A 22,432-nucleotide genomic window follows, 5' to 3' on the forward strand; every position below is an offset into this window, starting at 1 on the left:
GGAAGGGCCGCACGCCTCATCGGCGCACGGCCCTCAAGTCAGATCGGCAAGGCCGCCGGCGCGGCCCCGCGTTCAGGCGGCTTCTTCGGTCAGCTTCGGCGCCTCGGCCTGAACCTCCACCTCAGCCGGAACCGGGACCGGCTTGCGCAGCAGGCTGGGCAGCCAGCCTTTGCCCGCCAGCAGCGCCTCGGCCTCGCTCGCCATGTCGGGCTTCTTCAAGCCGCTAATCCGCTCGGCGGCCTCGTCCGAGACCGCCTCCCGCACCGCCTCGGCGATCTGGCCCTTGGTGACGCGGCCCAGGTAGCTCGTCACGGTGGGCGTCCAGTAACCGGTCATGTCCAGGTCTACCGCTTCCGCCAGCCGGTCCGCGTGCGCCCACGCGCCCGGCTTGCGGTCGAAGGGCGCCCGCACCGCATTCACCGTCAGGCTCGCGCAGTGCGCCAGGAGGTCCAGCAGGTCGGTGACCGACAGGTCCTGCACGAAAGCCCAGAGCGCGTCGGCTTCCTTCGGGACCCGGCCCGCCCAGGCGGCATGCCGCTCAGCGAGGCTGCGCCCGGCGCGGGTGTCGTCGATGCCCGGCGCGTGGCCGTCGAGGTAGGCGGATACACCCTTGATCTCCAGGCAGGTGGGCCGCTCGTAGGCCGGGTAGAAGGCGAATAGCGCCAAGGCATGAACCACCGCCGACAGCGCCACCGTCGCGTTGCCCGCCAGGGCGTCCCGCAGCGCCAGGGTGCGGTGGGCCGTTAGGTCCAGGACCAGCCGTTCCGAGAGCGGCGCGCCCCAGTCCTCGTCGGCCTCGTCGGCCTCGTCCGCTTCGGGGCGCCCGCCCTCCGGATCGGCGTCCGCCGCGCCCTCAGGCGCTCCGACGTCCGGCTCCGGCTCGGGCGCAGGCATGTCCTCGGGACGGATCAGGCCGCGCTCGATGCGGGCCACGCCGTCCTGGCCGAGGATGACGAACACCCCACCGCGCGCGATCTCCTCCGGGTCGTAAGCCGTGCCGTCCCCGAAGGCGTCCAGCGCGGCGTCGATCTCCTTGAACCGCGCCTCGATCTCGGGCGGAAGCTCCTCGACGGCGTCCCACTCGCTGACCAGGGCGTCGTATTCCGCGGAGAGGGCGTCGATCTGCGCCTTCTCCTCGCCCGACCGCTCCACCGGATGCGGATAGACGCGGGCGAGCCCAAGCGTGCGCGGGAAGTCGATGTGGGGCTCGGCCCATTTCCACCCCTCCTTCGCGCGCACCTCCTCGGCGATCACGGCCAGCTTCTCGGCGACCAGCCGGTCCAAGAGCGCCGGGTCCTCGAACCAGCCGCCGCCGTCCTCGGTGAAGAGGTCGCGCAGGATGGCGCCGCCCGCCTCGCCATAGGCCTCGGCGCCGACGAAGATGGCGCGCCGGTCGGTGGCGGACACCTTCGCCTCGGTCATGGCGCGGCGGATCAGATAGGGCGGACGGTGCGCGCCCAACTGCTGCAACACCTGCGCCTGCCGGGCATGGTCCTCGCTGACCGCGAAGGCCATCATCTGGTCCAGGGTCAATTCGCCCGCGCGGTACAGATTCATCAACGCCGGATTTACGGCGCCGAGGCGAAGCCGCTGGCGCACCACCTGGGCCGAGACGCCGAACCGGGCGCCGATCTCCTCGGCCGACAAGCCGCGTTCCTCCGCGAGCCTACGGAACGCCTCGAACTGGTCGGCCGGATGCATGCCGGTGCGGGTGACGTTCTCGTCTAGGCTGATCTCGTGCGGGTCCTTGCTGAGGTCCACGACACAGCGGACGGCATGGGTCTTCTTGATCCGCTTGCGCTGGGCCAGTAGCCGCAGGGCGAGGCGGCGCCCCTCGCCGATGGTCACAAAATAGGAGCCTGTGGCCGCCCCCTCCGCGTCCACCTCGGGCTCCACCACGGGGGCCTGAAGGACGCCCTTCACCGCGATGCTAGCGGCCAGGGCCTGGATGTCGGCCTCAGCATGCGGGGTCCGCCGCGCGTTGCGCGGCGACTTCTTCAACTTGTTGAGCGGCACGTCGACGACATCGCCGTCCTGATGGGTGGTCTCGACCTGTTGGGTCATGGTCCTGCTCCTTAGGGCTTGGGTTGCAGGCGCAAAGCGCGCCTGCAGCCCTGCCCGTCGGCGAGACCGGGGGTGCAAGCGGAGGGGCGGCTTCGCGGGGAACCGGCTGCAGGGCTTCAGGCCCTGCGATCCTGCCGGTCCTGCCCAGCCCGAAGCTGGGCGGAAGCCGCTCCGAAGCGCGCCGGGGGCGGAGCCCCAAGCCACGGCCGCGTGTCGGCGCGGCTCAAGAAAAGATCCCATGGGGCGAGGTAGCGCTCCGCTCGGCCAGCAGCAGAGTGAGGTCGCAGTATCACCCCCTCGCAGGAGACCGCCTGATGCCCGAGCGCCAATCGCACGACCAAACCGCCATCCGCACCGATCTAGGTGCGATCTTTGTGTCACTGGAACTAAGCCGCTCGACTTGGCTGATCACCTCGCTGTCCCCTGGCGCTGGCGAAAAGCTGTCCAAGCATTCGATCCAGGCCGGAGACATCGCCGCCTTGCTCGCGCGGTTCGCACAGCTTCAGCAGAAGGCCTCCGCCCGCCTGGACAAGCTCTTTCCCATCATCGCCATCCAGGAGGCCGGCCTGGACGGCTTCTGGATTCATCGCATCCTAGAGAGCGAGGCAGTCGAGAGTCATGTCGTCGACGCGGCGTCGATCTTGACCTCCCGTCGCCGCCGGCAGGCCAAGACAGATCGGATCGACGGCGAAACTTTGGTCCGCACGCTTCTGGCCTACAAGCGCGGAGAGCCGCGGGTTTGCTCGATGGTCCGGCCACCGACCGCGGATGAAGAAGACCGGCGCCGCGTCTGCCGGGAGCGCAAGACGCTGCTTGCTGAGCGCATCCAGCATACAAACAGGATCAAGGGACTCCTCTGCGCGCAGGGTGTTTTCGACTACGACCCCTTGCTCCGAAACAGGCGGGCGCGCCTCGACGATCTCCAGACTGGAGATGGGCGACCCCTGCCGACCCGTCTCAAAGCCCAGATCAGTCGCGAACTCGACCGGATCGAGTTGTTGATCGCTCAGCTCAAGATCGTTGAGGCCGAGCGCGACGCCCTGCTTGAGCCTGCCGGCGAGACGGCTCCGACGCCGGCCGTGATGCTGGCTCAGCTCAAGGGGATCGGCTCTCAGATCGCCACCATCCTGTGGTCCGAGGCGCTCTACCGGCACTTCGACAATCGACGACAGGTTGCCGCCTACGCCGGCTTGGCCCCTACCCCGTGGAAGAGTGGCTCGATCGACCACGAGCAGGGCGTGTCGAAGGCTGGCAACCCACGCCTCAGGACCACGATGATCCAGGTGGCGTGGCTTTGGACGCGCCACCAGCCCTCGTCGGCGCTCAGCCTCTGGTTCCAAGAGCGGGTGCAGCGCAACGGCGGAAGGATGCGCACGTCCACGATCGTGGCCCTGGCCCGCAAGCTGCTGGTGGCGTTCTGGAAGTACGTCAGCAGCGGTGTGGTAATCGAAGGCGCAGTCTTGCAGACCGCGTGACCGCCACTCTCACTATCCCGAGGGCCTGATCAGCCCTGACGGATCCAGGCGGGCGGACCGATTGCAGCCGTGGCCCTCAAACAGCCGCAGATGAAGAATGGTCCCGTCCTCCTGAGCCCAATGCCCATCGAATGCGGGAAATTGGTTCAGCCGCTAGAGCGGCCACCGAATGTGAGGTTGATCTGGCCTTGATGGCCAAATCGATTGTGGGCTCAGACCTAGGATGCCGGTGGGCGTGGCCCTGAATGACCGAGCGCAAGGCCTTCTGTGGCCCGCGCCCGGCCAACGCCACTAGTGCGCCCCGGCTCCGGCCGGCAGGTGGCTCTTATCGTGTTTGCCGACCTGATCGACCAGGGTCTGCCCGGCCTGGTTCATGCCGATCAGCTCGACCTCGGCGCCTTGGCGACGATAGCGGAACACCACCTTATCGACCGCGGCGACGCCGGTGAGGTCCCAGAGGTGCGCCTCTTTCATGTCAATCTCCACGCGCCTGGGATGGCCGTGGTGCTCGAAGCTCGCCGCGAAGAGGTCGGCGGAAGCGAAGAACAGCTGGCCGCTTACGCGGTAACGCAGCACGCCCTCCTCCGGAGTCTCGATCTCTTCGACCGCGATGGTCTTGCCCACCTTGCGCATGAAGAAGACGGCCGAGAGCAGTACCCCCAGCACCACCCCCTTGGACAGGTCATGGGTGGCGACCACCGTCACCGTCGTGGCCACCATCACGATCGAGGACTGCACGGGCGTGGCGCGCAGGCGCAGCACCGACCCCCAGTCGAAGGTGCCGATCGAGACCATGATCATCACCGCCACCAGGGCGGCCATCGGGATGCGCGCAACCCAGTCCTGCAGCACCAGGATCAGGAACAACAGGAAGAGGCCCGCCCAGAGGGTGGAGAGCCGCCCTCGGGCCCCGGAGGTCACGTTGATGATCGACTGGCCGATCATGGCGCAGCCCGCCATGCCGCCGAACAGGCCCGAGGCGATGTTGGCGATGCCCTGGCCACGGGTTTCGCGATCCTTGTCGGACGGGGTGTCGGTGATGTCGTCCAGCAGGTTAGCGGTCAGCAGCGACTCCAGCAGACCGACGAAGGCCAGCGTCGCCGATACGGGCGCGACGATGGCGAAGGTCTCCCAGGTCAGCGGGATCACGGGCAGGTGGAACATGGGCAGGCTCGAGGGCATCTGGCCCATGTCGCCGACCGTCCGCACGTCCAGGCCCGTGTAGATAACCAGCGCGCTGAGCACGACGATGGCCACCAGCGGCGACGGCACGGCCTTCGTGATCCTGGGGAAGCCGTAGATGATCGCCAGGCCGCCCGCCACGAGGGCGAAGGTCTGCCAGTTGGCGCCGATGAGTTCGGGCATCTGGGCCAGGAAGATCAGGATGGCCAGCGAGTTGACGAAGCCGGTCATGACGCTGCGCGACACGAACTTGATGTAGCGTCCGAGGCTCAACAGGCCGACGATCACCTGAAACACGCCGGTCAGGATCGACGCGGCGAACAGGTATTCCACCCCGTGCTGTTTCACGAGGGTCACCATCAGGAGCGCCATCGCGCCCGTCGCGGCGGAGATCATCGCCGGACGTCCGCCGACGAAGGCGATGGTCACGGCGATGACAAAGGAGGCGTAGAGGCCGACGGCGGGGTCGACCCCGGCGATGATGGAGAAGGCGATGGCTTCTGGAATCAGGGCCAGCGCCACAACGGTGCCCGCCAGCAGGTCGCGGCGAGGATTGGCGAGCCATTGCTGGCGCGCAGATGCAAAGACAGACATGGGAATTGGACACTTCTTCGCTGTCCCGCCTCAGCTCTGGAGGCGGCGGGCGACAGCTTGTGGATTTCCCCGGGGGATCGGCGCCCAGGATAGCCACCCGGCGAGCCGGGTCCTTGTGGTGCGCCCTTGTGCTTTGTTGCACTGCGAAATGCAACCACTTGATGGTGGCTGAGCGTATCGATCTTGAAGGGTGATCTGCCCTTGATGCCGAAGCCGACGACCGGGCTGAGGCGGGACGACGCGCTTACCGGCGCCGGCCGAGGACGCCGGCCTCAGAGCGGCTCGTCTTTCAGGAGCTGGCCGGAAAGGAGGTCTTTCGCTTCCTGCGCCCCCTTCGGGGTGAGCGCAACCGGGCCTGCTGGGAGCGGGGCGTCGGCCCGCCTACCATGTTTGTCGATATCGTCGATGAGCATCTTCATCTCGGTGATCTCTTTGACCTGGTCGCGGGTGATCCGATCAGCGAGATACCGTACGCGCGGGTCGCGAATGTCGGCCTTGCGGGCGTTGTTTATGGCGATCGAGTGGTGGGGGATCATCGCCTTCATAAAGTTCACGTCACCGACCAGCGCCTGACTGCGGTTGACGGCGAGTAGGATGATTCCGGCGACGATGGCGCCAACGAGCACGGCGATCTTGGCCGCGTTCGGGTGGTACATTTTCCACATGAAAGCGAGCATCACCGCAGTCATGACGCAACCCATGACTAAGGATGAGACCAACCTGGTGAGACTGAACAGAGCATGGTCCCAGCTATAAACAAGCTGGTACATGAGAAAGAACATGATGATCGTTGAGACGACGATCATGGCCGCGAACCGGCCCCAGCCCATGCTCATTGAGTGCTGCTGCTGTTCCATGGATTCCCGCTCCTCGGCTTAAGCGAAATCCGTCAGATCAGGTCCGGTTCAATCCGGTCCGCCTAGGCGGCAGGGCACTTGTGGGAAATCTTGACGAAGCAATCCCCATGTGAGGCTGCAAGGAGCCTGCGCGCGGCCACGCGCTGCACGGCGGGACGCGCCGTCGAGCGGCCGCCGGCGCGAAGCGCCCGAAGGGGCGGACCCGTAGGAGCCGCGTCAGCGGCGGGACCGAGCACGCCCGCCGGCCGCTCTCCGAAACCGGGGCGTTGCGGGGCACAGCCCCGCTCGAAGGGGTCGACGGAGACCTTGCGGCTCCGGCGCAGGGGAAGGCTTTCCCCTCCTGAGCCTCTAAAGCGGCAGCTGAATAATCTCGACGAGCCGGATCGCAGGCGCTGGCGCCGAGCCGACATGCAACAGCCGGATCGGCGGCGGTGATCCTGGCCTGAGCCCTCTGCGCGCCCTATGAACATCCGATCACCCGCCAGAGATGATGCTATGACCAAGCCCATACGCGTGCTTGTGCCCCTCGACAGTCAGGACGCCGAAGCCCTCCGCGTCGCGCTGGGCTATGCAACGAAGATCCGTGAGACGGTGGGGCCGGACGTGCAGGACGTCATCCTGCTCGTGCACACGAAGAACCAGCTGGACCACACGGGTCTGTCGCGGTTCCTCGGCGCGGCCAACGTCAAGGCCCTCGGCAAGGGGCCGGTCCCGCTGCCGGGCGGCGCGCGGCTGCACGCCGGAACCATGAAGACGTTGCGGTATCCGCCCCGCAAGTCGGTAGTCGTCGTCTACTATGCCGAACCGAAGATCCTCGACTATGTCGATGGCCTGAACAACGTCGTGGGCGTGGTGGCCGTGCCCGATCTCCCCGGCGAGGCCGACGCCTGGGTGGACAGGTGGGGCGCCGTTGTTCACGGCCAGGCGCAGCAACCCCCGGCGACGCTGATCGATGACCCTGTGTTCGCGGGGGCGATGGAGACGCTGTCCGGCGTGGTTAACCTATCGACCGGCCTGGGTCACCCGCGCGATAAGGCGATGGCGAACGAGATCCTGCGCATCCTCCGCGCCAAAGGGCACGCCGATCAATCGGCAAACCTGAAATCCTGGGCGATCCGCCGTGGTTGGCGGCCGGACGACGCGGCGGACCTCGCGGCCTTGGCCAAGAAGATATGGGCCCTGAAGACAAAGCCGAGCCTATCCGGATTCCACGACCCCATCGGCCGCTACGAGCGCTGGCGGACAGGTTCGTGATTCGCCGCCGCAACGGGTCGGGGCCGACTTCGAAAGAGATCGGAGTCGCCGCGAGCCGCAGTCCAGCCAGAGTCGCAGCTTGTTACAAAACCTAGGTCTTTGCAGGTAATCACCTAGGATTTATAACGCGATCCATGGGACCGAAAGGCCATCGCCAACGCGCCCTCGAGGTCGCCCGAACGCGCGGCATCGCCCGCGGGTCGGACTTCGACGCGGCTGGAGTGCCGCGCATGACCCTGAAGCGACTGACGCAGGAAGGCGTGTTCCTACAGGTCGGGCGCGGGCTCTATCGCCTCGCCGGTTCATCGTCTGATGTCGCGACGAGCCTGGCGGAGGCGGCGCGTCTCCAGCCCCGCGGTGTGATCGGCCTGCTCTCGGCCCTGCAGTTCCACGACCTCACCACCCAGACCCCCCACGCCGTGTGGATGCTGCTCGGCCCCAAGGACTGGGCGCCCACCAGCGCGCCGGTCCAGATCCGCGTAATCCGCGCCAGCGGCCGCGCGCTCAGCGAAGGCGTCGAGCACCACGAGATCGATCAAGTCCCGGTGCCGATCACCTCGCCCGCGAAGACCGTTGTTGACTGCTTCAAATACCGCAACAAGATCGGCCTCGACGTAGCCGTAGAGGCGCTGCGCGACCTTATGCGCAAATCGGACCGCCGCCCGCCCGTCGACGAGCTGTGGCGCTTCGCCGAGGTCGATCGCGTCCAAAGCGTGATGCGTCCCTATCTCGAGGCGCTGACGTGAACGACAAGCCCAAGGACATGGCCGTCTCCGCCCGTGCGCGCCTCACCAACCGGGCTCGGGAGCGCAAGGAGAACGCCCAGCTTTTGATGACCCGCTATGTCATCGAGCGGCTCTTGTGGCGCCTGAGCGTCTCGGCCTATCGGCAGCTCTTCGTGCTGAAGGGCGCCATGCTCTTCAGCCTCTGGGCGGCCACGCCCTATCGAGCCACGGGCGATCTGGACCTGCTGGGCTTCGGCAACAACGACCCCGACCAGGTGGCCGGCCTCTTCCGGGAAGTGATGGTGATCGCGGCCGACGACGGGATCGTCTTCAAGCCCGACACCGTCGTCGCGGCCGCCGCGCGCGCCGAGGACGAGTACGCCGGGGTTCGCCTGGACTTTCAGGCCGAGCTCGCCGGGGCGCGGCTGCCCATCCACGTGGACATCGGCTTCGGCGACGCGATCACCCCCGGCGCCCAGGACATCGAATATCCGTCCCTGCTCGATCTGCCGGCGCCGAAGCTCCGCGCCTACCCGCCGGAGACGGTGGTGGCCGAGAAGTTCCAGGCCGTGACCGCGCTTGGCATGGTCAACTCGCGGATGAAGGACTTCTTCGACCTCTGGGCGATCGCCAACACCTTCGCGTTCGAGGGCGCGGTCCTCGCCGAAGCCGTCGCCGCCACCTTCGCGCGCCGGGAAACGCCGCTGCCCACCGAGCCGCCGCTGGCGCTCACGGCGGCTTTCGCCGAGGCCAAGCAGGCGCAGTGGTCCGCCTTCTTGAAGCGGACGGAGATCTCGCTGGCCCCCGAACCCTTCCCCGAGATCCAAGCGCAGATCGTTGCGCTCGTGATGCCGCCGACGCTCAGCGCGGCCAAAGGCGAGCCGTTCGCGGCGCGCTGGCCGGCCGGCGGCCCGTGGAACGATTGAAGCCTGGCCCTACGGCCGGCATGGAAGCTTTGCCGTGATGCTGCCGCTCACCCAAACTGCTGGCATGAAGCCTTGGCCGCGACGTCTGCGACTTGCTGGAGCGGCAGGCTCGGAACAACCGATCGGGAAGATCGATGAAGAACCCCTTCAAGCCCGCGGCCCGAGTCACCGCCGAGACAGCGCGCCGGATCACCGGCATTTCCGGTCCGTGGGGCGGCGTGCAATGGGCGGATCCAGGCCCCTCCGAGCGTGAGCATGTCCGCAGGTTCCTCATCGAGCTGGAGGACCGGCGCGTGCTCTACAACCCGGATTGGCTGGAGGTGCGCAGCCAGGTCGATGCGTCGGTGGCCGAGATTCGGAACATCTGCACCACAGCGCTGAAGGCGTTCGCGTCGAGCGACTTTGCGACCGTTCCGATACGCAGTATCCGCGCCGCCTGCCGACGATACCTCGACGATACGACCATTGAATTCCGCCACGCCGGCTTCAACGGGCATCGCGGCGCCCTGACGGCCGGCGCGTTCCTGGCCCTGGGTGCCTTCCGTGCAACCGTCGGTCTCGAGGTTGCGCGGCTGGCGGCGCATTACGATCTCGAGGTGGAAGGGGAGCTTGCGAGCGTGCTGCCCGACCTAGACGAGGCCTAAGCGCGCTCGGCTCGGCGCAACGCTTGATAAAGTTTCGTTAGCCATAGTCGGCCGGCGCGAGCACGCGGGCTCCGCTGCAGGCGGCTTGACGCCGAGTAGGGACAGAGCATGGCGGAAACGCAGATCGAATGGACCGACGCCACCTGGAACCCGGTGGCGGGCTGCTCCATCATCACGGCCGGCTGCACCAACTGCTATGCCATGGAAATGGCGCGCCGGCTGGAGGCCATGGGCGCGCCGAAGTACCAGGGCCTGACGCGCCGCAGCGGCGGCCGCACAATCTGGAACGGCGTGGTGCGGGAAGATGCAGCCGCGCTCGATATCCCTTACGCGTGGAAGAAGCCGCGCAAGATTTTTGTCAACTCTATGAGCGACCTCTTCCACGAGGCGGTCAGCGACGAGTTCATCCTGTCCGTCTGGCGCGTCATGCGCGAGACGCCACACCACAACTACCAGATCCTCACGAAGCGGCCCGAGCGAATGGCGGACGTCGTTGCGCGCCGGGTCCCCGAGGTCTTGCCCAACGTCTGGCTCGGCACAAGTGTCGAGGACGCCACGGCGCGCGGACGCATCGATCACCTTCGGCGGGCGCCGGCCGCGATCCGCTTCATCTCGTTCGAGCCGCTCATCGGCGCGGTGGGCGAGGTCAACCTGACCGGGATCCACTGGGCGATCGTCGGCGGTGAAAGCGGTCGTGCCGCGCGGGCGATCCGCGAAACGTGGATTGACGAAATCTACGAACAGTGCGGCGACTATGGTACAGCCTTCTTCTTCAAGCAGTGGGGGACTTGGGGGAAGGACAACAAGCGGCGCTCGAAGAAGGCCAATGGCCGCGAGTACCGGGGGCGGACCTGGAACGAGATGCCCGTCACCGCGGAATCCGCGAGCGCGTAGACGCGGCGCGGCAGCGCCGGGAGCGATAGGTGGTCACCAAGGCATATGCATGGGCGGACGGCGCGGCGCTCGACGATCATACGGACCGGAAGCACAAGATTCTGCGGGAATACTTCTTCCGCTATATCACGGTGCGCTGCCAGATTCCGCAGCAGACCAAATTCCGGCTCGCCGTTGTCGATGGCTTTTCGGGCGCGGGGCGGTATCGGTGCGGCAGCCCTGGATCGCCGATCATCTTCATCGAGGAGCTGCAGCGCGCTCTCGAAGCCGTGAACCTGCAGCGGGCCGCACAAGGGCTCGGCCCCGTCGAGATCGAGTGCCTCTTGATCTTCAACGACGCGAAGCGCGACGTTACCGAACTGCTCAAGGAGCATTGTGCGCCTGTGCTCGCCGCGGCGAAGGAGACCTGTCCTAAGCTGCACCTGCAGGTCGGCTACATGTCCGAGGATTTCGAGGCGGCCTACCCGGCGATCCGCGACCTTGTCGCCGACGGTCGCTACCGGAACGTCCTCTTCAACCTCGACCAGTGCGGTCATTCGGCGATCGAGCGCGCGACGCTGGTCAACATCATGCGGGCCACGCCCTCGGCCGAGATCTTCTACACCTTCGCGATCGAGTCACTCCTCGCGTTCCTGCGCGAGACAGCCGCGCGTATCAAGGCGCGGATGATGCACTGATCACTCGGCCCGCACAGACGGTGTCGTCGGCCTAGTGCGTGCGGTTTTCGGGCAGCAGCGCCGCGACCGTCTCCGACCACAGGGTGAGGATTTCGGCCTCCTGCGCGTCCGCCTCGCCGACCGTGTCGGCGAACACCTTCAACAGCCGCGCGAACTCGTCCGTAGTGGTGATACCGGCGGCGTGGAGGACGCTCGCGACGAGCGCCACCATCTTACCGTGCGCAGCAACGAGCGCGTGGTCCACAGCTACCTCTCGCAACGGGCGTCAGCCTCTTGGGCGACGGCCGCTGCGCAGCGGCAGCGGCTTCTCTGCGTCGGCGTCCGGTTCGGCGAATAGGGCCGCGATCGGCACGCCGAGTGCCTCGGCCAGGCGGTCGAGCAGGTCGACGGAGGTGTTTCCCTGTTCCCGCTCAAGCTCGCTCACCCATGCCCGGTCCACGCCCGCGTCCGCCGCCAAGCGCTCCTGAGAGAGCGACCTGGCGGTGCGCAGAGCCCTGAGGTTCCAGGCCAGAAGCGCGCGCCCCTTCATTTAGGAACGGGGACACTTCTGTAGCCGATGAAACCACGGTCTTTGGACTACATATTAGCCCTATGACACGGCTCAGGGAAACGGCGGCGTGTCTACGATGCTATCGATCGCGATGTCGTTCGCGTGAGCGATAGCCGTCGCGCTCCGCGGACGCAGGAATGGGAACGGCCCTGACGTGCCCGCTTCGCTCCAGCCAGCTGGCGAGCCGCTCCCGAGCAGCGGCGAGGATCCGGTCCTGGGCAGGTCCCGCGGCGACCCGCGAGCGCACCACCGACTCGACAATTCGCATGTTGGCGCGCGCCGCTCTGGCGCTCTGAGCTTCGGGTTCGATGCCGCGCTGCGGCCCATGGGCCGCCCGCTCGCGCCGCGGGGTGGCGGCCTGCCGACGCTCCAGCTCCTGGTGGTCCCGGTCCGTGGGCCGGTAGCCACGTGCCTCAATGCCCATTGCCATGGCCGCAAGCCAGGCCTCGCGGCGGAAATCCGCATCGCCACGCAGGACGACGACCGCCCAGCCGCGGTGCTGGGCGATGGCGATCATGTCGCGGATCGCGTTGGGATCAGGCCGCGTTGCGATCAGCCGCGCACCCTGGTCCCGGAAGGCAGGCGTGGCGATCCGGGCGTCGGCGTAGAAGCCTAGCCCGGGCCCGCCGCGCTCATCGAGGAAGTAGCGCCGCCGCAACGCCTCGGGCACATCGCCAGGGGCGCGTGACGGGGCGCCGCCCTCGGCAGTGATGGTGTTTTCGGGATCATCGGGCATGGTCCAGCTCCGGCGCGGGCGATGTGCTCGTGGCGTCAATGAACCGGTCCACCCAGCTGGCGACCTCGGCCTCGGTGGCGCCCGGCGGTGGCGGAGGCTCGAGGTCCGCCGCCTCGAGCGCCGGCAGGACCACGTCGAGCGTCAGGTCGGCATCCGGATCGGCGCCTTGATGACGTGGAGCAGATGACCGGCCGGCGGGCGCTGCAGCGACGGCGCGGGACGGGACCACCGGCGGGGGCAGCAGGCGGTCGCGGAACGCCTTCTCCCGCCAGTAGACGATCTTGCGGCCCCGGATCGGCGGCAGGCCAGCGCGCAGCAACATGAGCTGGCCGGCGTCCATCTGCATCAGCTCTTGCGGCATCATGAGCGCGCGGCGCTGATCCGACTCGGTCGTGCTGCGCTTGCCGTCGGAGAGCAGCGTCGGGCGACTGTGCGACCGGCTCTGATAGGTCCAGAAGCCCAGGCGCTCGGACAGGTCCTGCGCCACCTTCAGCTCCTTGGGCGCAAAGGCGACCTCGACGCCGCAGTTGGCGATGATCTCCTCGGCGATGTCGGGGCCGTACTCCGCGCGGAGCTGGGCCGGGCTCTGCAGCACCGGCAAGAGCCGGAGGCCATAGCCGGCCACGTAGGAGAAGGCGTGCGCAATCACCGGCGCGTGGCCGAGGCGCGCGAACTCATCGAGCACCAGCAGCACCTCGGCGTCATTCCGCCCGCCGCTGGGCCGCTCGCGCGTGTTCAGGTCGATCAGCTGCTGCAGCAGGAGCCCGTACAAGGGCGCGACGCGCGCCAGGTTGTCCGGCGAGACGCCGAGATAGAGAGACATGCGCCGCTCCCGCAGGTCGCGCAGGTCGAAGTCGCTGGCGTCGGTGGCAGCCACGACGCGGGGGTTCAGCCACAGGCCCATGCGGCTGGTGATCGTCTGTTTTATCGAAGCGAAGGTGTTCTCCGAGGCGGAGCAGAAGTCGGAGATGGCGCTGACGCAGCCGTGGGGGAGCGGCGTCTCAGCGTGGGCGCGCGCCCTCACCTCATCCAGCAGGCGCGTGCGCGGCTCACCGTGGGTGAGCGCCCGGTAGATGGCTCCCAGGCTAAACGGCAGCTCGGGCATCTCGGCCACAAGAGCGCCCACGCCGATGAACCCGGTGCGGGCCGCCTCCGCCCAGAACGGGTCAGCGTTCGGCGGCGCCGGGAAGAGCATGACCGAGAGCTTCTGAAGCTCGTCGAGCACGGCGGCAGGATCGGCCCGGTTGATGTGGCCCAATGGATTGAACCGCGCGGTGCGCCCCTCAGAGTCCAGCGGATCGAAGAGGAGGACGGTTTGACCATGCGCGGCGCGGTAGCCGGCGCTCGCCTCCCAGTTCTCACGCTTCACGTCGAGGACCACGACGGAGTCTGGCCAGGTCAGCAGGTTGGGGATGACCACGCCCACACCCTTGCCGCTGCGCGTGGGCGCGTGGAGCATGACGTGCTCGGATCCGCCGAACACGAGAAGGCGCCCGCCCTTGCGTCCGAGCACGATACCTTGCTGGGCCCGTAGCCCGGACCGCGCGATCTCCGCCTCGCTGGCCCAGCGCGCAGCGCCATGAAGTGGCGGCTTCAAACCGCGAGCTATGCCAAGCGCGATCACGCCGGCGCCGCCTATTGCGGTCAAGGCGCCGATGCCCACCCACCGCTGCACGCTCGAATCGGCGCGGAAGTACCAGAACCAGGCCGGCGCCTGGCCCAGATCGACACCAGGCCTGAGCTGACCGAGGCCGGCTAGGGCGACCAAGGCCGCCCCGGTGGCGGCGAGTCCGCCTGCCACGCAGGCGAGCAGAGCGACATAGGCCGCCTTAAGCGGCCAGGGCGCGCTTGCGAAGCGGGTCATACCAGACCTCGGTCATGCGGAAGCGCCCCTCGACCCGCCTCAGCTGGACCACGATATCCACCAGCATGTGCAGGAGCGCACGGATGTCGTCGCGAGCGAGGTCACGGCCGCCCTCGGATTCCTTCACCAACAGGGTCAGTTGCTCGAAGGCCAGGGTGGCGCTGTCGGCGTGGATGGTGGTGATCGAGCCGGGGTGACCGGTGTTGACGTTGCGCAGGTAGAAGAAGGCCGTGCCGTCCCGAAGTTCCTGCAGAAGGACGCGGTCGGGCCGCATCCGCAAGGCGCTCTCCAGCAGCGCCTTGGCGCCCACCTGAGCGAGCCCCTGACCGTCCTTCGCGTAAAGCAGATGCACGGCGTTGCGGTGCGGCACCGACAGTTCGCGCGCGTCCTCGATGGTCAGGAGACGCTCTTCGGCCGGGATCAGTTGGACGAGTCCCTTGGCGAAGGTCGTCTTGCCTGAACCGGTTGCGCCCGAGATCAGGATGTTGCGCCTGCCGCGCACCGCGCGCCGGAAGAATGCCGGCCAGTCGCCGGCGTCCCGGAGCGCGACCAGCGCCTGTTCGTCCTCTGAAAGTTCGTCCGTGGCGAGGCGCACAGTTTCGAAGAGGCCGGTCCGCGCGAAAGCGTCGAGGTCCAGCGCCGATGAGGCGGGCTTTCGCAGCGTGATCGACAGTCGCTCTGCCGCGGGCGGCAGTACCACCTGACAGCGTTCACCCCCGGGAAGAACGGTTGAACAGATGGGGGTCTCAGGCGTCACATCCTGGGCCGTGAAGGCGGCCGCGGCACGCGCGAGGGTGGCGAGCCAGGTCTCGTCCAGTTCCGGCGCATCGTGCCAGCGCCAGCCGCCGGCCCCCTCGACACCGAGTTCGCGCGGCCGGTTGACCACCAGTTCGGTCACGTCATCGCCCGCCAGGTGGGCCTGGAGGGGCGCCAGGTAATGACGGAGCACGGAGGTGTCCTGCAGCATTCCCTCACCTCGCTCGGAGGCCATAGACGCCCGAGAAGTCGAAATCCTGGGCGACGAAGATGGCGACCTCCGCGCCCTGCGCCTTGCGCAGCGATGGGGGGATGTTGACCGAGCTCTGCAGGGCGACGGCGGCCGCGTCGGAGGGGACGCGAGCCGTGGAGGAGTCGCGCTCGTTGCCGGCCACGGCATAGACGCCGTCGTCGACGATGCTCAGCAGAAGGGCCGCGCCAAAGCGGTCCCAGAAGTGCGTGTCGATCGCGCCGTCGAAACCGGCGCGGCCCAAGGCATCGCTCGCGGGCGACGCCAGGCTAATCGCCACGCCTGAAGGCGTCACCGCGCGAGACCAAAGGACGAAGAGACGGCGCTGGCCTTGTTTCAGGCTGGAGCGGTACTCGCCCAGGACCTTGGTGCCCTTCTCCATCAGGACGACCGCGCCGTTGTCGGAATAGACGTCGCGCGGGATCACGCAGCTGACATAGCCCGGGGCCGCTGTGTCCATGGCGGTTTGCAGCAGGCACGGGATATTGGCCCCGGCGAGGATCAGATAGTTGCGGTCGCCCACCCGAGCGGCGCGTGCGCGGCCGATCGCGCTGGCGCGCCGCAGTTGGTCGAGATCCGTAGGTTCGCGCACATCGTCCCCTGCCAGTGCGACGGGACCGGACGTTCCATTGGACCTGCTGAAGGCCAGGATCGGAGCACCGCGGATCGTCGCGAGTTCGGCGCGACGCTGGGCGGCGGGATCGGCACCGCCCAGGCCGCTGGCGTGAGGTTCGATGGCCGGGACCGTCTGACTATCGTCGCCGACGGGAAGCAGCCGTGGCGCATCGGCTCCAGGGTCGGTCAAGGTCGGCCCGTCACGGCGCGCGGGCTCGAAAGACACGACCTGCCGGGCGGGCTCGCTCGCTGGCTTTTCGGCCTTAGGCTTGGCGTCGCCCCAAGTCGCGGCCACGAAGACGCCACAGCCCGCCACCAGGGCCAACGTCACCACCGCCTTACCGCGCATGCCGGGGCCCAGGCGCCCGGCGATCGGCGAGATGGACCGCTCGACGTTCTCGATGCGCGGGGGTGCAGGTTCGAGTTCAGGGGTCTCGCTCAACGATTGGCTCCCTTATCCGTGCGCTCCACGTCGGAAGCTGCCGTGCCCGTCCCCGTAGCGAATCCGTGGGGCTCGAAGCGCTGGTTCCAGATGCAGAGCACCTCGCGCCCGCGTCGCAGGCGAAGCTGGCGGACCACGGCATGCACCACGACGAATTCGCCGCGAACGTCGAAGGGCACGAGGCTTTCCGTGCCGGTCGATTCCACCTGGTAGATGGCCGGCACCTGCTGGTTTCCGGGGAAGCGCAGCACTGTGAAGCGTCCGTTGTCGGAGACTTCTGACGGCTGTAGCGCACCGGAGCCTTCGACCGTGTAGTCGAGGTTGCGCTGGCCCTCGACCACCGCCCGATCGAGTTTCAGCTCGAGGACGCGGGCTTGCAGCCGCGCCGTCGCGGCGTCAGCAACCTGAGCCGGGTAGCGAAAGCGCAAACCGAATACGGCGTCCGTCAACGACTTGGCTGACGCTGCGCGCGTCGAGAGCTCGAAGGTGTAATGCCGCTCGCCACCGGGATAGGTCGTCGTGACGATCAGGTTGGTGGGACCGTGCGCGGCCTTCGGCTTCACGAAGAGAATGTTCTTCTCAGCCGCCACATCCCAACCGGTCGTGTCGCCGACCGCGACGTGGAGGATGGTCTCGTCGTCGCCTAGCAGGATCTGGGTCGCGGTACGGAAGAGGCCGGTCACCTTCACGACGCCCCAAGGGTCGTAATCGACCACCCGGATGCGCGGGTCGCGCGGGCCAGCCTTAGGGGTGTCGAGAGCTGCAGCGGGCTGGGCGATCCCGAGCGCGAGCGCGGCGGGAAGCAGGAGGCGTCTCATCGCACCACCTCAGGATCGGCCCGATAGCTGGTCACCTGGAAGCCCAGCGGATTGCGCAGGCGGTCCCCTTCCGCCATCGGCGCCTTGGTGTAGGTGAAGGCGACCGTTGCGATCCAGTCGCTCTCGGTGACCTGCTGTGACTGGCGGACGACGCGGTGGAAGCGGACGTTGGCGACACCGTCGGCGACGAAGGTCACCGACCGAATGGCGATCTGCGCCTCGCCGTTGGGGCCGAACGCCACCTGCGGGCTTTCGGGATTGCTCGGCCGGAACGCATCACCCCAGCGCTGCTGCTCGGCCGGGGTCGACATGATCGAGACTTGGCGGAAATTGGCCTCGGCGGCGGGTGCGAGCCAAGTTTCGCGGGCCCGAACGTATTGGGCGAGGAAGTGCTTGGTGACAGCCTCCTCGTAAGTGACGGGCTTCTCGCTCGTCAGCGCCGACACCACGTCGACAGCGCCGGTGGCGCGATCCACGCGGACCACGAAGGGCTCGACGGTCTTCAGGGGCGCGAGCGCCGCAACGGCGCCTACGGCGACCGCGGCAAGTCCGCCCGCGCCGGCCGCGACCATCCAGGCCAGCTTACGGGACCGCTCCGCGCTCCGCACGCGGTCGGCCTCCCAGCTTCGGGACTCGGCGAAATAGGCCTTCAGATCGGGACCGGCGACGCTCATGCGCAGGTCCCCCGGGCAGCCGCTATGGCGGAGAGCTTGTCTGCCGCTTTCGGCGCCGCCGTCGGCGTGCGGTCCGTCGGCAAGAGGACGGAGCCATGGGGATTGGCCGGGCGCCGATGCTTTCCTTGGCAGACCGGCAGCTTACCGTCTGTGTTGGAGGCGCAGCCCGACATGAGAAGGCAGCAGAGAAGCGGAATCATCGGTCGCATCAGGACTGTGCTCCTGCGGGTCGGATAGAGCCCCCGCGGCTCGGGGCGCTACGGCCGGCCTCCTGCGGCCCCTGAGGGGCGCCGGGACGCGGCACGCCGCTAAGCGAGGCCGCATTGGCGAAGTCGGCGAGGCCGGCGCTGGCGCCGCCCGCGATGCCGGCGGCGATCGCGGGCGTCTGAAGGAAGAAGATCGCGCCCAGCAGGCACAGCGCCACGAACAGGAGACCGCCGGCCATGGGATCGGAGCCGTCGATAGAGCCCCACTGCTGGGCGACCAACGAGAGGATCATCTGGAAGACGGTGATGATCAGGGCAAAGAGGACGAGGTAGTTCACGGCCTGGGCCAGCCAGCCGAAGAAGAAGCGCCGCGTCGCCTCAAAGAGGGCGCAGGCTACGAAGATGGGCCCGAGCGCCACCAGAAGCGCCAGGGCGACCTTGGCAATCAAGACGACGCCGAAGCCAATAGCGGCCGCGAGCGCGCCGACGATGTAGACCACGGCGCCGAGGATCCAGGGTCCGAAGTCGATCGGCGAGGCCTCTTTGGTGATCTTCTCCGCGAGGTAGGCCGCGCGCGAGAAGAACTGGTCGAAGGAGGCGCCCACGTCCGGGACGCCGGCGCCGCTGATCGCGCGCGCCAGGCTGTCGGGCAGGACACGGAACAGCGGGTCCGTGACGTAGGTGGAATAGGCCACAGTGGTCGCCAGCATGTAGACCAGCGCGAGCTTGATGCTGCGGATGGCGAAGTCGGTGATTGGTTCGCTGATCGAACCCCGGATGATCGCGAAACCGTAGAGCAGCACGTAGAGGACGAGCGCGGCCCTCAGGGGTCCGGCGACCTCGGCCATGACCGCGCTGGCCCGATCGCTGAGGAAGATGTCGAGCTTGCTGTCGACGAAGCGATAGGCCGGCTGGAAGATTTCGAAGGCCTCGGCCATGGCGCGCCTCAGAAGTTCTTCTTGTAGGCGTCCATCCGCTGATCGCGGCGGAGCGAGGACGCGGCGGCCCGTGCATTGGCGCACTCCTCGCCGCGATGGGCGCCGGCCGCGCAGTCGGCGACCACCTTGGCCGTCACCTCGGGATTGGCCTCGAAGTAGGTGACGTCGCGGACCTGGGGTGTGCAGCTGGCCGCAGCGACGGCGGCGAGAAGCGGACCGTAAGGCCGGATCATTGGAAGCCACTCCGATAGAGGGCCATCCGACTGTCGCGGGCGGCGAGCATCCGCTCACGGTCCCGCTGGGCCTGCAGCCGATCTTCGGCGGCCTGCGCCATGGCCAGGCCCTGCAATCGCATCTGATCGTTGGCGATCATCGCCTGTTCCGTCTGAACCTTGGCCTGCAGATCAAGGACGGCGCGGGCGTTGGGGGCGGCGTCGATCGCCTGCTGCAGGTCCTTGAGGCCCTTCAGGCGCGCGGCGCCGGCGGTGGAGACCGCCTCGCCCACCGCCAGGTCACGCGCGATGCGATCGCCCGTGGCTTCGAGATCGGCGCCCAAGTCGTCGCCCTCCGGTGCGGTGTAGAGCCGGGCCGCCGCGCGGATTTCGCCAGCCCGCTGGCCGATAGCGCCCAGAGCCCTCAGGTCACCCTTGGCGGCGGCGCTCAGGGCGGAGACGTCGGGCACGATTTCCCGCAGGTTTGGCAGGCCGAGTTGGGGGGCGATGGCCCTGACGAGGGAGTTCGTGTTGAGGCTCGCGAAAAGGTCGGCGCCCTGCTGCACTTGGGTCTTCAGCTCCGTCAGCTGATTGAGCGCGGTCTGGGCCTGGGCGATCAGCTTGGCGTAACTGGTAGGGTCGTGGACGATCATGGCTGCGTGGGCGGCCGGCCCAGTCACAAGCAGGGCGGCGGCGCAGGCCGCGGCGGCGAGACGCTTGGTCATCGCAGGGTTCTCCAGGCTTTGAGGAAGGGCGACATCCAGGCTTGCGGATCGTCGCCGTGTTGGGCGCGCAGCCGGTCGAGTAGATCGACGGTCTCGGTACGGCCGGAGAGGATCGCCAGGTCGTCGTCCAGACCATCGAGCCGCAACTCGGCGACCACAGAGTTGAGGCCCTGCTTGATGAGGAACTGCCGGCGTTCGGGCGCCAGCTCCTCGCGGACCAGCGCGAACTCGCGGCGCGTGAGGCCGAACCCCTCGACATAGTCCCGCTCAGCCGCGTGCGGATTTGGCAGGAAGATCTTGGTGGCGCACTGCTCGAGAATGGTGTGGGCGATGGGGCTCGCCAAAACGTCGGCCGGCGACTGGGTGCCGAACACCATGAAAGCGTTCTGCTTCCGATAGGTCTTCAGTCCATCCTGAGCCAAGTCACGGAAGGCCTCGTCGCCGATGGCCTTCCAGAACTCGTCGACGTCGATGACGAGGCGACGTCCGTCCACCAGGCCTTGCAGCCGGTGGAAGAGGTACATCATCACCGGCGTGCGGACCTCGGGGTTGTCCAGCAGGTGGGTCATGTCAAAGCCGAGGAAGCGCGCGTCGAGCGACAGCGCGTCCTCGTCATTGTCGAGCGCCCAACCGAGGGGGCCGCCACGGCACCATTTCTCTAGCCGGGCGCCGACACCGCCAGCGTCTCTCTGGCCGAGCAGAGCACGTAACGCGGAAAGCGATCGCTGGGCGGGAGGCAGCGGCGCGAGCGCGGCGATCGCCTCGTCGATCGCGCGCTCCTCCTGAACGGTCGGGGGCTGGCGGTCTGCGCCAACGAGCTGACGGACAAGACTGCGAAGGAACGCGCGGCTGCCTGGGTCGAAGCTGAGCGCCTTTAGGGGCGCGAAACCCGAGGCCTCACCATTTCGAAGGGTTAGATAGGCGCCGCCGCAAGCGCGCACGAAGATCTCGGCGCCGCGGTCCTTGTCGATGAAGATTTGCTGGGCGTTCAGCTTCTCAAGCTGAGCGAGCAGGAAGTTCTGGACCACCGTCTTGCCCGCTCCGGACGGGCCGCAGATGAAGGTGTGGCCAAGGTCGCCCACATGGAAATTGAAGTGGAAGGGCGAGCCCGCCGAGGTGCGCAGGAGCGCGACCGCCGAGCCCCAATGATTGCCGGACGCTCGCCCGGCGGGGTGGGTATGAAACGGCGCCAGGCCCGCGAAATTCCGCGTCGTAATGGCGGCCGGCCTGACCCGGCGGCCGAAGTTCCCTGGGAATTGCGCCCAGAAGGCCGCCTCCAATGCGAGGTCTTCCCGGGCGACCACGAGACCGGACTCGGCCAGCAGGGCGCGAGCCTTGGCGAGGTTGTCGGCAAGCTCGCGCGTCCCATCACCCCAAACCAGGACCGAGGCCTGGTGCTCGCCCATGGCGAAGCGGCCCGAGATCAGGTCGTCGAGGGCATCATTGAGCCCCACGACTTGGGACGAGGCCCGGTCGCGAGCCGAGAGCATCTGGTTCTGTTTGCGCTCCATCACCGCGCGGGCGGCAGGCTTGGACAGGAAGCTGAAGGAGTGACTGGCGACGAAGGGGAAACGGGCGGAGAGGAGACCATTCCAGAGGCCAGGCCGGGTGCTGGCCGGGTATTCCTTCACCCCGAAGATGCCTCCGAAGCGCGCGCTGGCGGCGTCGCGCACCTCCAGGGCCTCGCGCCCGAAGATCACCCGCGCCGAATAGACCGCCGAGCCCAAGTGGCCGCGGACGAGCGGCACCGGCTCGTGACGGCCGGTCAGAATGAGCCGCAGCATCTCCAACGGTTGGGAGAACCAGACGCCATTGCGCTCCTCGAGTTCGAGAGGCCGCACGCCATAGCGGGCGAGGTACTGGGCAAGGTCGCGGGCCGCGTCCTCGATCACGCGAACACGTTCTTCCTCATCGACGGAGGCCGCCTTCCCACGCGATAGCCAGGCGCCGAGGCGCTCAGCCGCCTCGCGGCCGGGATGCAGGACCAGGGTCAGGTAGAGTTCGTTGACGAACATGCGTCCGCCGCCCAGCCGGTCCCGGTAACGGCCGTCGAGCGCACCGGCGAAGTCGGAGCGGAACGCCCCTTCCGGATACCCATGGTGCTCGCGCCGGACCAGGTGATGCCAGACGGCCAGCTGGTCGCTGGCGATGTTGCGCCATGCGCCGTTCAGCTTGGCGTGCCAGTCGTTGAGATCGCGTATGTCCGCGGTCTCGAAGCTTGCGCCATCGAGCTGGAACGAGATCATCAGCGCCTGGGTATCGAGCGCGATGATGCGGTCGGTCACGTGCCGCGCGTAAGGGAGCGCGCGCTGCGGCTCCAATTCGCGGCGGGCGGCGGACGGCTGGGGTCGGAC

The 22,432-nt window shown here is 67.8% G+C and carries 22 protein-coding genes and 1 other annotated feature; of the genes, 7 read left to right on the forward strand and 15 right to left on the reverse strand.

Annotation, left to right across the window (positions count from 1 at the left end; all coding sequences use genetic code 11):
• Window positions 1-72: 72 nt before the first annotated feature.
• Window positions 73-2,064: a ParB/RepB/Spo0J family partition protein gene (locus tag ACO2Q0_RS20235; RefSeq protein ID WP_423353318.1), complete on the reverse strand. Its 1,992-nt coding sequence runs from the start codon at window positions 2,062-2,064 to the stop codon at window positions 73-75.
• A 314-nt stretch (window positions 2,065-2,378) separates the two neighbouring features.
• Between ACO2Q0_RS20235 and ACO2Q0_RS20240 the strand changes: the two genes are divergently transcribed.
• A complete protein-coding gene (locus ACO2Q0_RS20240; protein WP_423353319.1) occupies window positions 2,379-3,539 on the forward strand; it encodes an IS110 family transposase in 1,161 nt (386 codons plus the stop codon).
• Between the two features lie 291 nt (window positions 3,540-3,830).
• On the opposite strand, the gene ACO2Q0_RS20245 is transcribed toward ACO2Q0_RS20240, so the two are convergent.
• A complete protein-coding gene (locus ACO2Q0_RS20245; RefSeq protein WP_423353320.1) occupies window positions 3,831-5,315 on the reverse strand; it encodes a SulP family inorganic anion transporter in 1,485 nt (494 codons plus the stop codon).
• Window positions 5,316-5,378: 63 nt separating this feature from the next.
• Window positions 5,379-5,431 (reverse strand) — a sequence feature (sul1 is cis-regulatory element that is thought to sense ions involved in sulfur or methionine metabolism; They are found in Alphaproteobacteria).
• A 156-nt stretch (window positions 5,432-5,587) separates the two neighbouring features.
• Window positions 5,588-6,172 (reverse strand): DUF305 domain-containing protein, encoded by a 585-nt coding sequence (locus ACO2Q0_RS20250; RefSeq protein ID WP_423353321.1) that lies wholly within the window; start codon window positions 6,170-6,172, stop codon window positions 5,588-5,590.
• Between the two features lie 495 nt (window positions 6,173-6,667).
• Between ACO2Q0_RS20250 and ACO2Q0_RS20255 the strand changes: the two genes are divergently transcribed.
• The 6 genes from ACO2Q0_RS20255 to tcmP all read left to right on the forward strand — a co-directional run bounded on the left by ACO2Q0_RS20255 (window position 6,668) and on the right by tcmP (window position 11,292).
• Entirely contained in the window at window positions 6,668-7,426 is a 759-nt protein-coding gene (locus ACO2Q0_RS20255) for a hypothetical protein (protein WP_423353322.1), read from the forward strand.
• Window positions 7,427-7,560: 134 nt separating this feature from the next.
• Window positions 7,561-8,172 (forward strand): type IV toxin-antitoxin system AbiEi family antitoxin domain-containing protein, encoded by a 612-nt coding sequence (locus ACO2Q0_RS20260; protein WP_423353323.1) that lies wholly within the window; start codon window positions 7,561-7,563, stop codon window positions 8,170-8,172.
• Window positions 8,169-9,077 (forward strand): nucleotidyl transferase AbiEii/AbiGii toxin family protein, encoded by a 909-nt coding sequence (locus ACO2Q0_RS20265; protein ID WP_423353324.1) that lies wholly within the window; start codon window positions 8,169-8,171, stop codon window positions 9,075-9,077. Before ACO2Q0_RS20260 ends, ACO2Q0_RS20265 begins: the two co-directional genes overlap by 4 nt.
• 134 nt (window positions 9,078-9,211) lie before the next feature.
• Window positions 9,212-9,721 (forward strand): DUF6650 family protein, encoded by a 510-nt coding sequence (locus ACO2Q0_RS20270; protein WP_423353325.1) that lies wholly within the window; start codon window positions 9,212-9,214, stop codon window positions 9,719-9,721.
• A gap of 108 nt (window positions 9,722-9,829) precedes the next feature.
• The gene (locus ACO2Q0_RS20275; protein WP_423353326.1) at window positions 9,830-10,615 is read left to right on the forward strand and encodes a DUF5131 family protein; all 786 of its coding nucleotides are present in this window, start codon (window positions 9,830-9,832) and stop codon (window positions 10,613-10,615) included.
• A gap of 29 nt (window positions 10,616-10,644) precedes the next feature.
• Window positions 10,645-11,292 carry a three-Cys-motif partner protein TcmP gene (gene tcmP / locus ACO2Q0_RS20280; RefSeq protein ID WP_423353327.1) on the forward strand — a complete coding sequence of 216 codons (648 nt, stop codon included), beginning with the start codon at window positions 10,645-10,647 and terminating at the stop codon, window positions 11,290-11,292.
• A 31-nt stretch (window positions 11,293-11,323) separates the two neighbouring features.
• Here tcmP and ACO2Q0_RS20285 read toward each other — a convergent pair whose 3' ends face one another.
• The 12 genes from ACO2Q0_RS20285 to ACO2Q0_RS20340 all read right to left on the reverse strand — a co-directional run bounded on the left by ACO2Q0_RS20285 (window position 11,324) and on the right by ACO2Q0_RS20340 (window position 22,363).
• Window positions 11,324-11,536: a hypothetical protein gene (locus ACO2Q0_RS20285; RefSeq protein WP_423353328.1), complete on the reverse strand. Its 213-nt coding sequence runs from the start codon at window positions 11,534-11,536 to the stop codon at window positions 11,324-11,326.
• A 21-nt stretch (window positions 11,537-11,557) separates the two neighbouring features.
• A complete protein-coding gene (locus ACO2Q0_RS20290; RefSeq protein WP_423353329.1) occupies window positions 11,558-11,821 on the reverse strand; it encodes a helix-turn-helix domain-containing protein in 264 nt (87 codons plus the stop codon).
• Between the two features lie 100 nt (window positions 11,822-11,921).
• A complete protein-coding gene (locus ACO2Q0_RS20295) occupies window positions 11,922-12,578 on the reverse strand; it encodes an LPD7 domain-containing protein (protein ID WP_423353330.1) in 657 nt (218 codons plus the stop codon).
• Window positions 12,568-14,442 (reverse strand): type IV secretory system conjugative DNA transfer family protein, encoded by a 1,875-nt coding sequence (locus tag ACO2Q0_RS20300; RefSeq protein WP_423353331.1) that lies wholly within the window; start codon window positions 14,440-14,442, stop codon window positions 12,568-12,570. The genes ACO2Q0_RS20295 and ACO2Q0_RS20300 overlap by 11 nt, the downstream gene beginning before the upstream one ends.
• Window positions 14,408-15,409 (reverse strand): P-type DNA transfer ATPase VirB11, encoded by a 1,002-nt coding sequence (gene virB11, locus ACO2Q0_RS20305; protein ID WP_423353332.1) that lies wholly within the window; start codon window positions 15,407-15,409, stop codon window positions 14,408-14,410. The genes ACO2Q0_RS20300 and virB11 overlap by 35 nt, the downstream gene beginning before the upstream one ends.
• A gap of 4 nt (window positions 15,410-15,413) precedes the next feature.
• Window positions 15,414-16,505: a type IV secretion system protein VirB10 gene (gene virB10, locus ACO2Q0_RS20310; RefSeq protein ID WP_423353333.1), complete on the reverse strand. Its 1,092-nt coding sequence runs from the start codon at window positions 16,503-16,505 to the stop codon at window positions 15,414-15,416.
• Window positions 16,502-17,323, reverse strand: coding sequence for a P-type conjugative transfer protein VirB9 (gene virB9 / locus ACO2Q0_RS20315; protein WP_423353334.1), 822 nt, complete (start codon window positions 17,321-17,323; stop codon window positions 16,502-16,504). Before virB9 ends, virB10 begins: the two co-directional genes overlap by 4 nt.
• Window positions 17,320-17,997 (reverse strand): virB8 family protein, encoded by a 678-nt coding sequence (locus ACO2Q0_RS20320; RefSeq protein ID WP_423353335.1) that lies wholly within the window; start codon window positions 17,995-17,997, stop codon window positions 17,320-17,322. Before ACO2Q0_RS20320 ends, virB9 begins: the two co-directional genes overlap by 4 nt.
• Window positions 17,998-18,205: 208 nt before the next feature.
• The gene (locus tag ACO2Q0_RS20325) at window positions 18,206-19,141 is read right to left on the reverse strand and encodes a type IV secretion system protein (RefSeq protein ID WP_423353336.1); all 936 of its coding nucleotides are present in this window, start codon (window positions 19,139-19,141) and stop codon (window positions 18,206-18,208) included.
• Between the two features lie 8 nt (window positions 19,142-19,149).
• A complete protein-coding gene (locus ACO2Q0_RS20330; protein WP_423353337.1) occupies window positions 19,150-19,374 on the reverse strand; it encodes an EexN family lipoprotein in 225 nt (74 codons plus the stop codon).
• Window positions 19,371-20,078: a type IV secretion system protein gene (locus ACO2Q0_RS20335; protein ID WP_423353338.1), complete on the reverse strand. Its 708-nt coding sequence runs from the start codon at window positions 20,076-20,078 to the stop codon at window positions 19,371-19,373. Before ACO2Q0_RS20335 ends, ACO2Q0_RS20330 begins: the two co-directional genes overlap by 4 nt.
• Window positions 20,075-22,363, reverse strand: coding sequence for a VirB4 family type IV secretion/conjugal transfer ATPase (locus tag ACO2Q0_RS20340; RefSeq protein ID WP_423353339.1), 2,289 nt, complete (start codon window positions 22,361-22,363; stop codon window positions 20,075-20,077). The genes ACO2Q0_RS20335 and ACO2Q0_RS20340 overlap by 4 nt, the downstream gene beginning before the upstream one ends.
• Window positions 22,364-22,432 lie beyond the last annotated feature (69 nt).

This window comes from Phenylobacterium sp. VNQ135, from assembly GCF_049445735.1.
In the GTDB taxonomy this organism is placed as follows: Bacteria; Pseudomonadota; Alphaproteobacteria; order Caulobacterales; family Caulobacteraceae; genus Phenylobacterium.

Coding starts and splice junctions, on each gene's coding strand:
- ACO2Q0_RS20235 (WP_423353318.1), bottom strand. CDS start 2,064: ATGACCCAACAGGTCGAGACCACCCATCAGGACGGCGATGTCGTCGAC.
- ACO2Q0_RS20240 (WP_423353319.1), top strand. CDS start 2,379: ATGCCCGAGCGCCAATCGCACGACCAAACCGCCATCCGCACCGATCTA.
- ACO2Q0_RS20245 (WP_423353320.1), bottom strand. CDS start 5,315: ATGTCTGTCTTTGCATCTGCGCGCCAGCAATGGCTCGCCAATCCTCGC.
- ACO2Q0_RS20250 (WP_423353321.1), bottom strand. CDS start 6,172: ATGGAACAGCAGCAGCACTCAATGAGCATGGGCTGGGGCCGGTTCGCG.
- ACO2Q0_RS20255 (WP_423353322.1), top strand. CDS start 6,668: ATGACCAAGCCCATACGCGTGCTTGTGCCCCTCGACAGTCAGGACGCC.
- ACO2Q0_RS20260 (WP_423353323.1), top strand. CDS start 7,561: ATGGGACCGAAAGGCCATCGCCAACGCGCCCTCGAGGTCGCCCGAACG.
- ACO2Q0_RS20270 (WP_423353325.1), top strand. CDS start 9,212: ATGAAGAACCCCTTCAAGCCCGCGGCCCGAGTCACCGCCGAGACAGCG.
- ACO2Q0_RS20275 (WP_423353326.1), top strand. CDS start 9,830: ATGGCGGAAACGCAGATCGAATGGACCGACGCCACCTGGAACCCGGTG.
- ACO2Q0_RS20290 (WP_423353329.1), bottom strand. CDS start 11,821: ATGAAGGGGCGCGCGCTTCTGGCCTGGAACCTCAGGGCTCTGCGCACC.
- ACO2Q0_RS20295 (WP_423353330.1), bottom strand. CDS start 12,578: ATGCCCGATGATCCCGAAAACACCATCACTGCCGAGGGCGGCGCCCCG.
- ACO2Q0_RS20300 (WP_423353331.1), bottom strand. CDS start 14,442: ATGACCCGCTTCGCAAGCGCGCCCTGGCCGCTTAAGGCGGCCTATGTC.
- virB11 (WP_423353332.1), bottom strand. CDS start 15,409: ATGCTGCAGGACACCTCCGTGCTCCGTCATTACCTGGCGCCCCTCCAG.
- virB9 (WP_423353334.1), bottom strand. CDS start 17,323: ATGAGACGCCTCCTGCTTCCCGCCGCGCTCGCGCTCGGGATCGCCCAG.
- ACO2Q0_RS20320 (WP_423353335.1), bottom strand. CDS start 17,997: ATGAGCGTCGCCGGTCCCGATCTGAAGGCCTATTTCGCCGAGTCCCGA.
- ACO2Q0_RS20325 (WP_423353336.1), bottom strand. CDS start 19,141: ATGGCCGAGGCCTTCGAAATCTTCCAGCCGGCCTATCGCTTCGTCGAC.
- ACO2Q0_RS20330 (WP_423353337.1), bottom strand. CDS start 19,374: ATGATCCGGCCTTACGGTCCGCTTCTCGCCGCCGTCGCTGCGGCCAGC.
- ACO2Q0_RS20335 (WP_423353338.1), bottom strand. CDS start 20,078: ATGACCAAGCGTCTCGCCGCCGCGGCCTGCGCCGCCGCCCTGCTTGTG.